We start from the raw sequence: 14,683 nt of genomic DNA, 5'->3' as shown, positions 1-14,683 counted from the left end.
CTACGCCCTCGATAAGGATAACGGAATTACTTTAATTCCTAAGGCCGGATCTATATCAAAAGATATTGTATCGGAACCTTGAATACCACCTACCGTCTTTACTCTCTCTAATACTTTAATCCTTCTACCACCTATGGTAACAGCTGATAATTTAAAATAAACATCAACTATACTAGTAATTCTACTTTTTATTTCTTCACTAAATACATCTGGATGAATTGTAAAAAGTATTAATTTTCCTAAATCTACTAAAACCCTAGACTCTTTCATAAATTGTAATATTTGTCTCTCCTCAGCAAAAGTCGCTAATACAGACAAACTATCTATAATTAGAAACTCAATATTTTTTCTCTTTTTCACAAAATCTATAATCAAATCAAGAATCTTATTAGCTAAATCTGAATTCCAGTTAAATTTATTTGTATTTAACGGAGCTACTCCAAGGCTACCCTTTATAAAAAAGGGGATTAAGTTTATTTTTACATCCCTCATTTTCACTAAATAATCCTTAGTAGTTTGTTCAGTAGTTATTACATAACCTTTTTTATCAGAAATTAACAATCCATAACATATTTGTGCAGCTAACACACTTTTGCCAGTTCCGTGATCTCCTTCAATCATGATTAAGGCTGGAAAGGGTAAACCAGTTAATCGCCTATCTAAATCCTCATTTCCAGTCTTTATAATCACAGTATACCCCTCCATATAGCCTCATTACCATAATTAGTAGATATAACAATTGTAGCCTTAGTATTTGGATAAGGAGGATAAGGTAAATCAATAGTAAAAACGGCATTACTATCTGGTGGAATTACTACCGCACTAGATGTCCATTTATAAGGTGCCAATACAGTTGAATAGTTATATTGAGAAAGTATTAGTGTTGATACATTACTAATATTAGCATAATATTTCACAATAACTACGAATGATTTAAAATCATAGAAGGTAGTTGAGCCGTTATTAGTTACTGTTACATATACAAGATTATTACTTACATAAACGCTTTTTATTAATATTTTTGTATTTAATTCATTTAACTCAATTCTCTGTTGAATTTCTTCTGAGTAAGTCAAAAGTTGTTGATTTCTAATATATGTACTTAAGAGAATAAGAGCTAATGAGACTGAGATAAAAATTAGAAAAGCATATGTTAAAATAAGTGAAAAACTCATTTTTAACTCACCCCAAAAGTATAACTTACTGAATATCCATTAGGAGTATATATCTCAACAGTGTAATATTGGTTTGAGGATAAAGGTGAGGACAAATAGATAGTAATTTTGGCAACTGATCCTGGATATAAAGTATTAGTATTAACAGTCCAATAGGGTGGTGTGCCAGTATTGTATCCTATTTGTTGTAAACTTCCCTCTGGGCCAAAATATAATACACTCTGCTCCAAATTAAATATTGTAGATTCTCCCACGTTTTGCAGATAAACTACTACAGTAGTAGGGCTTGTGTTAGTGGCATAATCTATCTGTAAATTCGTAACTAACTTCTGAGATTCTAATAAACCGTAGGACATCATACTTGTTGATATAGAAGATACTAGAGAAAAAACAACACCGGCCAATGCCCCTATTAAGACTATGCTTACTATTATCATTATGGACTCACTTATCGCTTCATTAACCATTCTTATTCGCCTCCAATACCAGCAAATACTTCTTCATATCTGCAGTTATTGCTGAATAACTTTCAGCCACATTCATAGCGATACTTGCCAATTCCTTAGCTCTGATCTTCCCATTGTTAGCTCTAATATATGATTGAATCTTCATAAGTATGTACATATCATCAGCAGAAATATAACCTAATTCATATAACGCCGTTATTTTAGAATCATCATACTCTAAAACTTCTAATAATACACAATTTCTAACGAAGCTTGTAAGGTCTATATTTGATGTTCCAACAATTTCAGCTACCGCCTTTAAACTTTTAGCACCTTCAGGTTTTTGGCTTTCATTGCTTTCCTTAGTTATAATATTAAAAGGCGAAGTTGAATCTGCTTGCGAAGCCTTTAAAGATAATACGACATCCTCTATTGATGAATTCATACTCTGTATCATTTGTTTTAAATCATTCATAGAAGTATTTATCACATTTACTAGGTCACTTTGGTATTTGTCAATCTTATTTATTAATGTTTTAAACGTTTCCTCTAATTGCTGATTTTTCTCTTGTTGTTGCTGTTGCTGAGGAACTTGCTCTGGTGGTGGAGGCTGTTGAAGTGTTTTAGGTTTAGAAGTCTTAGGTAAAATTACCTTAAAAAGTAATATGAAGAAAGCTGTTAAAGGAATACTTATAGTTACAAGTAATATGAATAGAGTAGAGTCAATAATTTGTTGGAAATTTAAACCTATCAATTTACACCCCCTTTAAATTTTAAAATAAAAAAATTTACTCACCTTATTTACCTTTTAAAGTTTTCTTATCCTATTACGGTAACAGTGCCTTCAGGCTGGTATATATATTCGCTTAATGTTAATGGTGATCCTATATTAGGCGATATTTGTATACTTATTGTTTGATATTGAAATACATGACTGCCCAGACTAGGACCAAATAATATCATCACACCTATTACAGACCCTGCCGGTGCTATTGCACTACCTACTAGAGGGTCACCTGCTACCGGATAAGTAAATGCAAATGTTTGATTAACAAATGCACAATAGGTAACAGGTTTACCGCTGATATTAAGAGTAAATGAGAACACATTATCACTTTGTAACCATGAAGGCTTAGTTGGTATTGGCGTATAATTTATGAATAATGGTGAATATTTTATAATTTTATCGTTTACCTTCTGAGATAAGGTGTAATTAAGTGCTAGTAATGCATAATATGGATTTGGATAATACACATAAGTTTGACCACCGCTTGATTCAGTATCTACTAAACTCAGATATTGGCTATTGGAGTATACAACATCACTTAATGTTGATGGAGATACAGTTAATAATGTATACTTGTATATATTCGAATAAGCTATACCTTCCGTAGATGCTGTAAATGATATTGCTGTAGTAGCTGGAGACAATTCAACACTAGATACTCCAGAGCTTGGCGACACTGTAAAGAATATCCAGTAACTCTTAGTATTAGTAGGATAGTTTACTGCGTATAATACAGAACCAGATAAAGTTAGCGCAGTAGAAGCTGTCTCTTCGCCCTTATTTATGGTAGATTTAGCCTTCTGCGTTACAAATAATCCCATATTTATTGCAACATACGCTAATACTGATGCTGTAATAATAAATGCTATTAATATTATTGCAGTGTCTAAACCCGCAAGTCCTTTTCTTTTTACTATTTTATTATATTTTTTTATTGCATTTTTTGCTCCCATTTTTTCTCACTTTCTAAGTAATCTTGCTCCGATTGTTTTTAAAAATCTTCAGCTTACTTTCGACTACCAGTCGACGAAGAATCGGATATCCTTTTAAAGACTAAATTTGCATATAATTTTGATGACTCCTATATTTTTAGAATATAGGGTTATTGATCATAATATTACATTTTATATAATTTATGTTTTTATTAATAATTTGACTTTAAAATTTGTTACAATGTATGTAATAAATCCTAATAGTCATACAATTTTAATTTATAATGTATCTTTAGAACCACAACAAATTTTTTCAAATATATCAGGAAATATAACTTATTATACTCTGAATGGACATAAAATTTTAGCATATAATAGCAGAAATTTAATAGTTGCAAAAAATGGATTAATATTAAAAGAAAAAATCAATAATAATTCCCTTTCATGCTTAGTAAGTGCCAATTTCCCTGGAATAGCTAATGATTCTTTTCCTAATTTATATAAACTAGCTGATATTCATATATTTAATAAGAAATCAAAATTTATTATCACCGGCGTATTATTTACTTTTGCTACATCGTTGCTCTTAGTAAAAATGGTGAGAAAATATGATAAAATTAGCTAAAAGTGCAAATATTCCTTGGATTAGTGCACTCATTTTAATTATTGCATACTCTCTAGGAAATGGTATTTACATAACAATAAATAGAATAACATATTATCCAGTCTTCGAATGGAAGTTAGCTTCAATGTTCTTTAATATATTGTCAGCTGCATTAATGGTATTATATAATCCTAGGAGATACGCATTTTTATTACCATTATCTTTACTCTCTTTTTATTCATTACAATTAACACCTATTCTTCTCCTTATTCCGATCATTTATGAATTAAGGAAAGGGGTTAGCTCAGTTATTACTTATGTCCTGATAACAGTAAATTCGTCTATGATAACGTGGTTACTGTTGAGGATACTACTCGGTATTAACTCTTATTTCTCTGTCCCATTATTAATACTTAATAGCGGATTGCCAATAGCTATTCCTATTATTTGGTTTTCTGGGATTCTATTTGCATTGTTAAACGGAAAAAGTAATATACGTATTAGAATACCGTTATTTTTGCCTTATGTTTTAGTATTACTAATTGCTTTAATTCCATATATTCCCTTTATTAATCCTGCTAAAATACCAGAAACTGTTGACTTTACATATTATTATTCATGGCTTTTACATCCCACTTTTGATGGTTGGTTCTTCTATTCTAGGCCGTTATATTTGCTAATGCTTTATTCTTTATCCCTCGTATTCGGACCGTATCAAGTAGCATTTTACGAATTCGTATTTATTTCACTACTTTATGTATATTCTGCATATAAACTAGCTTCGGCTATAGATAATAAAATAGCAAACCTATCTGCTTTATTGGCTGCTGTGTCTCCTATGCTTATAACCTTTCTTTATTCTGGATTAGAGGCCAATTTGTTTTCAATTTCTTTAATGTTTATATCTATTTCATACCTTATTAAGAGAAAGAGATTAGCATTAGCCATATTGCTCTCTTTTCTTGCACTTTTATCCCATATTTATGCCTGGGCCCAGTTATCCTCAGCTATTATAATCTACTATTTATTTATGTTTATTTTTAAGAAAACTAAGCCTTCTAAATATGAAATCATATATTTATTTTCAATAATACCTTTCACTATAACTGGACTTTATGCAATCTTTGCGGGAATTTTCCCAGTACCGATAGGATTATTTAATTTTAACCAATTAGTCTATCAAATTGCTGTGATAAGCTGGGGTTCAAATAATGCTCTCATTTACTATTTGCTTTCGGCATATGGGACAAGATATCTTAATGGAATCCTAAAATCTCTCTACGTAATATCTTTGCTAGGTATTATAGTGCTTCAACCAGCAAGTAATTTAGTAATAGATTTGCCATTATTTATCCCAACTGCTTATGCAGTAAATAGTCTAAAGAGACTCAGTATCTCATATCTAGTAATCCTATTCCTAATACTTTGGGGAGTTTACATGAGTATTAATAGTGTTCCTTATTTAGGGTGAGAAAATGAATGTGAAAGAATTATATAAAATAATGTTAGTTGGTATAAACTCAACATTAATGATCATAATTGCAGATTTAAAAACGTATATTCTCATACTATTAGTAATATTATTATCTATATATTTAATAGAAGAATCAAGAATTCCTAATATAAAGAATGAAAAAACTTTCTATAAATATATCTCTATGGTCTATGGTAAAAATGCCGAAGAGTTAGTAAGGAAAAAATTTATAGTTACTACTCAGTTACAGTCAATGAATACTCTCAAAGATAATACTATAGTAATAAATGGGAATAATTTAATTATAAAGTTTAACTCAAAAGTAATAACTATGAATTTATATGAGGGAATTGATTATTTAATTAATATTATAAAGAATTCGTAGTAGTTGTTACGTTTGTATAATCATTATCAATATTTAAATAGACGAAGATATAAATTATTTGATGATATGAATCATAATATATTCGACGTCTTAAGAGAATTAGACTCAATTGTTGATTTTGGAAGAGCTAAAATCCAATGGGATATTTTATTATATATTGCATCAAAAGGTCCTTCCTCTGTTTCTGAAATTGCAGAAGCAACTAACAATAGTAGAAAGGCTGTACTTGATGCTATACGGAAACTAACTGATAAAGAATTAGTTGTTAAGATTAAATATGATATATATGATTTATCTGAAAAAGGAAAAGAGATATTAAATAAACTAAATGACCTTACACACTATACTACTTTACCTAAAATTGAAGATGAAATACCGCTTAATAACTCTATACAATATTTCTATTTAATTGAAATGCTAAAAGCATCGTTAATTAACAGTGATGTATTACCAGTTGAAAAAGTATCAAGGGAATTAGGAATATCTACTCAGACACTAAAATATTATATTGACTTGTTTGCAGAAAAAGGTATTTTTAAAAAGATTAATAAAAAAACTTTATTTGGACACGCAAAACAATGTTATATCATAACTAGTGAAGGAAAAAAATTAGCATATAGAATTCCGAGTTTAATAAAAATGAAGAATAATATATTTTTAAGATTTTTATTAAAAGTGACTTTTAGCTTACGTTATGATACTGCTTTAATAAAAATTATGATATTCTTAGCGTTAACTTCCCCTATTATAATATATTATCTTAATGTACCTTTTATGCGCTATATAGGTATAGTCTGGCTTTATGTATTAATTTTCTTTACTTTATTAAGTGTATACGCGTATATAACAGCTAAATAGGTGAAAAAGTTGGATTTTATCAATATTACCTTACTTTATTTAATATCTGGAAATTACACACATTATTACCTACTAATAACAATACTTAACATGGCTTCTACTTCTTCTATTCTTGTAAATATGACTGTAATTTCGCATAATGTAACTTTATCCTATGTAGTACATTATCCATCTTTTCTTCTTATTAATGATAATATGACATCAAATAATATTACTCAATATGACGGAATAGAGGTGGGGATAATCCATGAGCATAATTTTGTAATCTATGTGGATAAATATAACGGGATAGTTATACATTACCTTGGTAATGGAATTAACGCAACCTTAATAGGGGCAAGCATACCCTTAGGACCGGGAATTAACAAACCAATTCCCTCTTATTTCTTACACCATAATATTGATGAAAGCAAATATAATATTGAGACCCTACTACTTACTATAATCTTTGTTGCTTCATTCTATTTTATCTTACAGAGGGTGGATAAAAGTGAAACTACAAAACGTGGGTAGAGCTTTTATTTTAACAGGGATCATTGAATTAATATTATCAGCTATATTTTATTCTAATAAACAAATATTATCATTAATATTGGGAAATTACTCTTACTTCTGCTTATTAATAGGTACTATAATTATAGGTGTCTCCAGTACTAAGAATAAAAATAATTAAAACGAATTTAAATATTTCAAAGAATGTTTAAACATCTTCACATAGAGAATATAATATTATATTTATCAATATCTTTACCAAATAGAGATTATATGGGAGTGGTAAATGTTACTAGTCTAAAGGGTGGAGTAGGTAAATCAACAATTTCATACCAAATAGCTAAGGAACTATCAAAGTATCAACCTACAATATTAATAGATAGATCTTTATCGACAACAATTTCTAGCCATTTTGGAATAAAAGATAAATTTCCTAGAGGGATTTATTGGAAGGATTTTGATTCATTAAGAGTAGTTAATATGGGATGTAGCCCCGAATTTCTCTCAGCAGATGATAAACACCTTATGGAAGAATTTAAAAAATATTATTTTAGTTACGAGAATATAGTGATTGATAACCCGTCTTTATTTACAGATGAATGTTTTGAAAAATTTCTTTATAATTGGATCTTGATTACAAATGAATTTACGTATAGGGCAATAGTTGTTTTAACGCCCCCAGATGATATAATAGAATACACTTTAAGAATGATGTTACCAATAAATGATTTCTTAAATGATTTACTTAAGAAAAAATTTCCCATAATAGATAAAGTAAAGTTATTTAATCCAATAATTATAGTAATCAACCAAGTGAAATCAGATTATCAGATAAATTATGAAAAAATAAGAAAGTACTTTAGAGACCCTCTAATAGTGCCGGTACCCTTTAATAAAGAATATCTGGAAAATCCCTTGGAAATAGAACTTCCTAATATAGATATAATTATAGAATATCTAAGTATGAAAATAACTGCGAATAAATATACTAAGCAGATGAATTCCGATTAAAATTTCTATGTCACATATTTGAAGATTTTTAACAATATGATAGAAGATCCTATTTATAAAACTAAAATCTTAATATTTCATCGTATAATTTATCTATTTATCATAGTTAACTCAAATATAACATTTATAATCTAGTAATCTATTATTAATAATGGGGTTATTATAATGGAAAAGACTATCAAACTTGATGAAAATACTTATATTTTAGACATGGAAGAGATACATGTAATAACATTTAAACTTGATGAAGATTTTTTAAAAACAATAGATGACTTAGTCAAAAGATTGGGCTATAATAATAGGAGTGACCTAATAAGAGATGCCATTATGAGTTATATAGATTATCTTAAAGAAAACGAGAGATCATTATAGTTAATTTATATATTAAAAAGTGATCGCAGATAAAAATCATTTAACACTTATCGGAAAATCATTATATTTAATAATTCAAACAATTAAATTAATATCTATAATTTGTTTTAGAATAAAATATACTATTCAATTGATTTGAGATAGAAATAATATGATTTGTTTTTAAGCTATCAATTTTTAAATTTTTCTTAAAATGTTAATATAGAAAAACTTTAAGAATGGTTATTCTTTAACAGGAGATTATGAGTATATGGATGAAGATGCTTACTTCTAGTATTTGGGTAAGACGAGTTTACGTTATAAAAGTACGCTAGATATATAGTAAACCCTATATATCCTTTGTGGTCATAATACCATGTTTCTTTGCATTGTGCTAACTCTATTCAGCTCCCAGAATAATTTGTTCAAGTCCTCAATACTCGGATTTGACCTTTTTATTAGATAGTTTTAGAGACGTTACAGCACATTCTAACGAAAGGGTGTTTTACCTCTTAGAACTACAGAACTATGTTATTTTCTCCTTGCAATTTATTTGTTTTACTCTTATAATACTCAGTTTTGTTCGTTCGTGAAATCCATCGTAGAAGGATGTAAGGCTTTCAACTCGAGAAGGGATTTAAGTGAGTTTTTTAACTAACACTAGAGGTTTTGATGAACTGAAGAGAAGATTTATCAATTTCGGAGAGGATATCTAAACCAGTAATAGATGTTCTAGACGGATATGTATTTGATGCAGGTTTAGAACTAACAGTATCTTGCGATATAGGATTGGTTATTTCAAAAAATTTATAGAAATAAGAATATGTTTCTAAAGTAGTGGGATTACAGGAATAGTAAAGAGCTTAAAGTACCAAGAGTAACTTACATGCTTATGCTTAATAAACAAATATATTCTCAATTAAGCTCGTAATGAGGAATAATTTATAAAATCGTAAAACAAAATAAGCTCGATGAGAGAGCCCTAAAAATAGTTAAAGATTTGATTATCATAATTTTAAAGAAAATTATTCATATAATAAAATTTCAATTTATATTACTTTAGAGATAAAAAGAAATCTCATAATCACTTAGATATAATGGTACTTTCAGAGAAAGTATAGAGTCCTTGTTAAGTAAGAAAGTCTTAAGTTTAATGATAAATAATGCTTGGGACTTTAGATTTAAAAACAAGAGTAGCTATATAAATGATATATTTGTCTTTTGGTATGGTTTTTTACTTCCTTAGCCTTTATACTTTAAGAGAACCTTAAAAACTTTTTAAAAATTAACATAACAAAATGTTACATAAATAAAAAACTTAAAAAGAGAAAGATATTACTGAACGTATAAAATAGGTTTTATAATTTGGCCGATAAAAAATGTTTATTAGACTTTATGAATTATAAATAAATTGTTCAAGAGGAAAACTACAAAATAGTTTGTCCAAGAATATACGTAAGTAGAATACAATAAATATACATAAAAATAATTTTTTACATTGCTTAACGATTAGCCCATATTTATATAAAATTAATACAGATGCTTAAATAAACAAGTAACACTAAACTTAGTTAGTATCCCAATTGTTTAAATACTAAAAATCCACGAGTCACCCAAAGAGTATTACAATCATATGCTTTTATTGGAATAATTTATATTTCTGTAAATTTTAGCATATAATAATACCTTAATTTAATACTCATACTCCATGTAAAGAAAAGGTTATCTAATAAATTTATACCATAATGACGACACAATACTTATACTCATAATTATCAGCATATTATGATGGAATTCTGTTGCTAATTTCAAGATGTATAAAATCTCATATTATGATCTATGATTTTCTTATATAAATTAACTATATTAGTTTTTAACATATTTTTTACAACTGTTGAATTTAAGTAGTTAATTTTTAATTTGTTTATTATCATACATGATTATGCTTTCGGAAAAGGAAATATTTTATAACTCATACGACTCAAATATAAGAGCTTTTATAGCTTCCCCAGAAAATCCTAAACTAGCTGTTATTGTAATTCATGAGATATGGGGGCTTAATGATAATATTAAGGACATTTCAAGAAGACTAGCTAACGAAGGTTATTTTGCGTTTGCCCCACAGCTATATACCAAGTATGAAAATATCCTTACACCAGAAAATATACAGAATGTTATGCGAAAAGTCTGGAGTATACCAGCAGAAAAAAGGACAGATCCCAGTACATATAATGAAATAATCAGTTCACTTGATGAGAATGGTAAAAAAGTAGTTGAATTGTTAGTTACTGGAAGGGCTAAAATGGAAGAACAGATGATAAAGGATCTGATTAAGGCCTATGAATATCTAAATTCCCAAGGTTATAAGAAGATTGTTAGTATGGGTTTCTGTATGGGAGGAGGACTAGCTTTCCAGTTAGCTACTGAAGTACCACTCGATGGGACTATAGTATTTTATGGTAGGAATCCTCAACCTATTGATGCTGTACAGAAGATTAAGGGACCAATTCTAGGTTTATATGCAGGCGAAGATCCACCAATACTATCCGGATTACCGGATTTAATATCAGCAGTAATAAAATACAAGAAAGATTTAGAGCTTAAGATTTATCCTGGGGCATACCATGCGTTCTTTAATGATAGAGGACCAGTTTATAATAAAGATGCTGCTGAAGATGCTTGGGAAAGAGTAAAGAATTTCTTAAAGAGGTTATCGAAATGAGTGAAAAAAGGGAGAAAGTAGATCCATGCTTTTTAGCATGGGTACATCTTTTTGAGGTTCTTGAAAAAGAGAAAAATGAGAAGAAAGAAGGGAATCTAAAAGATAATTTTTAATTTTACAGTTATATATCATTAATTATAAAATAATATCTAAAAGCAAGCTTATATTCTGACTTATGTTTATAAATATAGATTAACATTTATAAAGACTTTAAAAATCGGAAAAGAGAGATTAAGTGATAGCTTAAGAGTGAAAGAGACGACGAAAATAAATAGTAAATGCTTTTTTAGTAATATATGTGGTATGATACAAAAATAAAAACGATAAGAAGCGAATAAATTAGTAATGTATGAAATTTGTGAAGAGACTTCTAAAATAGAAATTCATAACCTATATGTGTCCGCATATCGTTAACAAAGAATTTAGAATAAAAGTGTATTCCATATAATTTTATAGAAAAATAATACTAAAGACGAAAAATTTAAGATGGATACGAGGTGTAGATTAACTGAAAAGAGAAATGTTCAATAAGGTGACGAGATTGCATTTTCAAACGCCTTTTCCCAGAACCTCTCGTTTAGGAAGAAGTATGAGACTACAATGGCTATGATCAAAAAGGTAAAGAGTGGGAAAACTAAGCTTAGAAATAAGATCACTAGCACTGGTATAATTCCGATAATTGTAAAGATCAATCTTCTTAAGTTTAGGACTTGTGTACCAGACTGTGGAACTGGATAAAATCTTGCAAGCATAGAGGAAAGGTATATAAAAGTGAGAGGAAATTCTAACGATGCTATTGCAAAACTTATATTTCTAGATAGTATTTCAGAGATGGTTAGTGGGATAAAAAGAATATACAGAGTGAGGGTTTTACTTACTAGGTAATTTCTAGCAAACTTTGACGGTGACATAATTGATAAATCTAACCAGAGTGGTTCATTAATAAATGATGCTTGAGCATAGTTTAATAAAATCAAAAACTCAGTTAAGAAAACTAAAAATGAGGTTGTTGGAAATAGATAGACCAATAGAGCTAAAGCTATGATTGGTATTAAGATATAATATATTTTTACTCTAGCAATCACATATTGCCCTCCAGTTGCTTGACTTACTCTTCCTCCTAGCTCGATTAAGTTTATGTTTTTCTTTAACATTGTAATAAGAGGAGACGAGGATGGAGAGAAAGTAATGGGATTTTTTATTGATCTGGTAGATTGATAATTTACTCTAACTAAATCATACACGTTAAGCTTATATAAAGAAAAGAAAATGACTACAATGGTAAGTCCTAAAAGTATAAAATATGAGTAAGTATAATTATCTAACATTGATAATGGGGAATAAGGAAAATTAAAGTAAGCTGAAATGAACCATAACAGTAACAAGATTGTAAATATTACTCTATATAAAGTCCTTAGTCTTAATGAGAGTATAGGTATAAAGGAGAATAGTATAGAGAACATAAGGAATAAGGCGAATGAACCAAAACTTAAAATAGGAGCTGTAAATGGAATTAAAACTCCTACTACTAATAAGTTGATAATTAAATAAGAGCAAATAATTCCTATTGCTAATTCTTTTTCATCAGCAGGGATCATAAAAAGAAAATCTTGGTCGGATTTTGAAATAACCCTACTTGTCGGGAAAATGGAGTAAGAAATTAAGTAGATCGCGATTAGTTCTATTATTGTAGTTTTAAAAGATGTGAGAGTAAAAGAGTTATTTGGAATAAGATGAGTAACTTCTGCTTCAAGTACGCCTATGTATATATAAAAGATCAAAACTAGCATAGAGAAGATAAGCAGAGGTAGAGAGTATGTTGACCTAATCTTTAGCCAAGCAATTTTAAATAGTTTCATAGTGTGCCACTCATGATTTTTGTTACTATGGTTTCAATCGGTTCATCTTCCCTCCCTAAACTCCTTAATTCATCTATAGACCCAGTCCAAATAACTTTACCGTGATTAATTATTATAACGTGATCAGTTAGTCTAGTTGCTATTGACATTATATGTGTTGAGACTAAAAGTGTACCGTTTAATGATTTTAATACGTTTATTACTCTTTCTTGCGTCGGGATATCTAAATAATTAAGTGGTTCATCAAGTAAGACAATTTCTGGGTTATGAAGAAGAACGAGTGCTAAAGAAAGTTTTTGCAAATTTCCTCTTGATAACTTACCAGCCTCAACATACATATAATCTTCTAACCCCAAAAGATAAATCATTTCTTTAACTCTCTCTTTAGGTAAATCCCTCAAAGAAGCAAAGTATTCAAGATTTTCTATTACTGTTAAATTTCTGTAAGGCATCGCATCTTCCGGCAAATAACCTAAAATTCTTTTTACTTCTACAGAGGTGGGATTCATACCCTTTATGTATACTTCACCAGAATCTGGTCTTAAGAGACCAGAAATAATCTTTAGAGTAGTGGATTTACCAGCACCATTAGGACCTAACAATGCATATTTCCCATTGCACGGAATTGAGAATGAAATACCATTAAGAGCATAAATACCATTAAACCTCTTTATAACATTTCTTACCTCTATGCAATTCATTAAAAATAAAGTTTGTAGAAAGATTTAAAATTCTTTCACACTAGTATGCGGGACTTTTACTCAAATTAGAAGATAAGATTTATTTCACATATTTTAGAACGTAGTATCTTCCATCAGATTTAGATAAATACACAATAAAATTATGTATAAATTTTCCATCATAATTTGTCTTTATTATACACTAGAATTACGTAAGTCTCCGAGTACAAGAGTTGCAAAATCCTAGCATGAACGTCCCTAACAGAAAAAGATAAACGATACTAATGTTTTTAACTTCAAGAATTATTATACGATAAAAATAACCCAGAAAAAGTTCCAGTTGAATTTAAGCTGACCATCTTTCTATGATTTCCTTATTACTCAGAACCAACATTAGCCTTTGAAGGTTAGCCAATGATCTTTCATGTGCTGCCTTATCAGCTGAAGATACTGCCTCTTTAGCAATTACCGGTAAGAAACCCAAAGCTTGTGCATGTCTAGCAGAAGTTTCAACACCAATATCAGTAGCAATACCCGTAAATACAATCGTTGTAATTCCTACATTTCTTAACATTAATTCGAAGTTTGTACCCACAAATATGCTAGGTGTGTTTTTGTTAAGTACAACATCAGCTGGTTGTGGATAAACTTCTTTGACTATATCACCAGGATTAAAGTTTCTTCTAAACGCTGGATTTTGGAACCTTTCTGGGTAAGGAGTAATTTTCGTGTAAACTATTGAAACGTTATATTGTCTAGCTGCTGAGATTAGCTCTTTCAGCTTTCCTAAGAATTCTTCTTTATTGAAAATACTGTTTACCAATGCTTCTTGTACATCCCAAACAACAAGTACTGAGTTATCTCTTCTTATGTACTTTTTTAACTCTTCAAGGTTAAACCAGGCCAT

General features: G+C 29.2%; 16 protein-coding genes. 8 read left to right on the top strand and 8 right to left on the bottom strand.

Annotated elements, in window-relative coordinates:
* From STK_RS13855 to STK_RS13835, 5 genes are all read right to left on the bottom strand, one after another.
* Complete coding sequence (locus STK_RS13855) at positions 1 to 705, bottom strand: ATPase domain-containing protein (protein ID WP_010980610.1); 705 nt, start codon at positions 703 to 705, stop codon at positions 1 to 3.
* Positions 687 to 1,175 carry a hypothetical protein gene (locus STK_RS13850; RefSeq protein ID WP_010980609.1) on the bottom strand — a complete coding sequence of 163 codons (489 nt, stop codon included), beginning with the start codon at positions 1,173 to 1,175 and terminating at the stop codon, positions 687 to 689. The genes STK_RS13855 and STK_RS13850 overlap by 19 nt, the downstream gene beginning before the upstream one ends.
* A 2-nt stretch (positions 1,176 to 1,177) precedes the next feature.
* Positions 1,178 to 1,642: a flagellar protein FlaG gene (locus STK_RS13845; RefSeq protein ID WP_010980608.1), complete on the bottom strand. Its 465-nt coding sequence runs from the start codon at positions 1,640 to 1,642 to the stop codon at positions 1,178 to 1,180.
* Positions 1,635 to 2,375, bottom strand: a complete 741-nt coding sequence (locus STK_RS13840) for a hypothetical protein (protein WP_052846814.1) — start codon at positions 2,373 to 2,375, stop codon at positions 1,635 to 1,637. The genes STK_RS13845 and STK_RS13840 overlap by 8 nt, the downstream gene beginning before the upstream one ends.
* 65 nt (positions 2,376 to 2,440) lie before the next feature.
* Positions 2,441 to 3,361, bottom strand: coding sequence for an archaellin/type IV pilin N-terminal domain-containing protein (locus tag STK_RS13835; protein ID WP_010980606.1), 921 nt, complete (start codon positions 3,359 to 3,361; stop codon positions 2,441 to 2,443).
* Between the two features lie 121 nt (positions 3,362 to 3,482).
* Here STK_RS13835 and STK_RS13830 point away from each other — a divergent pair, with 121 nt between their 5' ends.
* From STK_RS13830 to STK_RS13795, 8 genes are all read left to right on the top strand, one after another.
* Positions 3,483 to 3,965 (top strand): hypothetical protein, encoded by a 483-nt coding sequence (locus STK_RS13830; RefSeq protein ID WP_010980605.1) that lies wholly within the window; start codon positions 3,483 to 3,485, stop codon positions 3,963 to 3,965.
* Complete coding sequence (locus STK_RS13825; RefSeq protein WP_010980604.1) at positions 3,949 to 5,415, top strand: hypothetical protein; 1,467 nt, start codon at positions 3,949 to 3,951, stop codon at positions 5,413 to 5,415. Before STK_RS13830 ends, STK_RS13825 begins: the two co-directional genes overlap by 17 nt.
* A 4-nt stretch (positions 5,416 to 5,419) precedes the next feature.
* Positions 5,420 to 5,803 carry a hypothetical protein gene (locus STK_RS13820; protein WP_010980603.1) on the top strand — a complete coding sequence of 128 codons (384 nt, stop codon included), beginning with the start codon at positions 5,420 to 5,422 and terminating at the stop codon, positions 5,801 to 5,803.
* Positions 5,804 to 5,869: 66 nt separating this feature from the next.
* The gene (gene arnR, locus STK_RS13815) at positions 5,870 to 6,661 is read left to right on the top strand and encodes an HTH-type transcriptional activator ArnR (RefSeq protein WP_010980602.1); all 792 of its coding nucleotides are present in this window, start codon (positions 5,870 to 5,872) and stop codon (positions 6,659 to 6,661) included.
* Entirely contained in the window at positions 6,662 to 7,174 is a 513-nt protein-coding gene (locus STK_RS13810; protein WP_010980601.1) for a hypothetical protein, read from the top strand. It abuts the gene before it with no gap.
* 183 nt (positions 7,175 to 7,357) lie between these two features.
* Positions 7,358 to 8,164: a ParA family protein gene (locus STK_RS13805; RefSeq protein WP_010980600.1), complete on the top strand. Its 807-nt coding sequence runs from the start codon at positions 7,358 to 7,360 to the stop codon at positions 8,162 to 8,164.
* A 165-nt stretch (positions 8,165 to 8,329) separates the two neighbouring features.
* Positions 8,330 to 8,536 carry a ribbon-helix-helix domain-containing protein gene (locus STK_RS13800; protein WP_010980599.1) on the top strand — a complete coding sequence of 69 codons (207 nt, stop codon included), beginning with the start codon at positions 8,330 to 8,332 and terminating at the stop codon, positions 8,534 to 8,536.
* Between the two features lie 1,921 nt (positions 8,537 to 10,457).
* Complete coding sequence (locus tag STK_RS13795; RefSeq protein WP_052846813.1) at positions 10,458 to 11,237, top strand: dienelactone hydrolase family protein; 780 nt, start codon at positions 10,458 to 10,460, stop codon at positions 11,235 to 11,237.
* Between the two features lie 524 nt (positions 11,238 to 11,761).
* Here the strand turns inward: STK_RS13795 and STK_RS13790 are convergent.
* From STK_RS13790 to STK_RS13780, 3 genes are all read right to left on the bottom strand, one after another.
* The gene (locus tag STK_RS13790; RefSeq protein ID WP_010980597.1) at positions 11,762 to 13,096 is read right to left on the bottom strand and encodes a hypothetical protein; all 1,335 of its coding nucleotides are present in this window, start codon (positions 13,094 to 13,096) and stop codon (positions 11,762 to 11,764) included.
* A complete protein-coding gene (locus tag STK_RS13785; protein WP_010980596.1) occupies positions 13,093 to 13,797 on the bottom strand; it encodes an ABC transporter ATP-binding protein in 705 nt (234 codons plus the stop codon). The genes STK_RS13790 and STK_RS13785 overlap by 4 nt, the downstream gene beginning before the upstream one ends.
* Positions 13,798 to 14,122: 325 nt before the next feature.
* Entirely contained in the window at positions 14,123 to 14,683 is a 561-nt protein-coding gene (locus tag STK_RS13780) for an isochorismatase family cysteine hydrolase (RefSeq protein WP_010980595.1), read from the bottom strand.

It is taken from the genome of Sulfurisphaera tokodaii str. 7 (assembly GCF_000011205.1).
Lineage (GTDB): Archaea > Thermoproteota > Thermoprotei_A > Sulfolobales > Sulfolobaceae > Sulfurisphaera > Sulfurisphaera tokodaii.
This window is presented reverse-complemented; position numbering and strand designations above follow the sequence as displayed.

What these genes read in the sequence shown, in the direction of transcription:
- STK_RS13855 (WP_010980610.1), bottom strand. Translation starts at nt 705, where the DNA reads ATGGAGGGGTATACTGTGATTATAAAGACTGGAAATGAGGATTTAGAT.
- STK_RS13850 (WP_010980609.1), bottom strand. Translation starts at nt 1,175, where the DNA reads ATGAGTTTTTCACTTATTTTAACATATGCTTTTCTAATTTTTATCTCA.
- STK_RS13845 (WP_010980608.1), bottom strand. Translation starts at nt 1,642, where the DNA reads ATGGTTAATGAAGCGATAAGTGAGTCCATAATGATAATAGTAAGCATA.
- STK_RS13835 (WP_010980606.1), bottom strand. Translation starts at nt 3,361, where the DNA reads ATGGGAGCAAAAAATGCAATAAAAAAATATAATAAAATAGTAAAAAGA.
- STK_RS13830 (WP_010980605.1), top strand. Translation starts at nt 3,483, where the DNA reads ATGACTCCTATATTTTTAGAATATAGGGTTATTGATCATAATATTACA.
- STK_RS13825 (WP_010980604.1), top strand. Translation starts at nt 3,949, where the DNA reads ATGATAAAATTAGCTAAAAGTGCAAATATTCCTTGGATTAGTGCACTC.
- STK_RS13820 (WP_010980603.1), top strand. Translation starts at nt 5,420, where the DNA reads ATGAATGTGAAAGAATTATATAAAATAATGTTAGTTGGTATAAACTCA.
- arnR (WP_010980602.1), top strand. Translation starts at nt 5,870, where the DNA reads ATGAATCATAATATATTCGACGTCTTAAGAGAATTAGACTCAATTGTT.
- STK_RS13805 (WP_010980600.1), top strand. Translation starts at nt 7,358, where the DNA reads ATGTTTAAACATCTTCACATAGAGAATATAATATTATATTTATCAATA.
- STK_RS13800 (WP_010980599.1), top strand. Translation starts at nt 8,330, where the DNA reads ATGGAAAAGACTATCAAACTTGATGAAAATACTTATATTTTAGACATG.
- STK_RS13795 (WP_052846813.1), top strand. Translation starts at nt 10,458, where the DNA reads ATGCTTTCGGAAAAGGAAATATTTTATAACTCATACGACTCAAATATA.
- STK_RS13790 (WP_010980597.1), bottom strand. Translation starts at nt 13,096, where the DNA reads ATGAAACTATTTAAAATTGCTTGGCTAAAGATTAGGTCAACATACTCT.
- STK_RS13785 (WP_010980596.1), bottom strand. Translation starts at nt 13,797, where the DNA reads ATGAATTGCATAGAGGTAAGAAATGTTATAAAGAGGTTTAATGGTATT.
- STK_RS13780 (WP_010980595.1), bottom strand. Translation starts at nt 14,683, where the DNA reads ATGGCCTGGTTTAACCTTGAAGAGTTAAAAAAGTACATAAGAAGAGAT.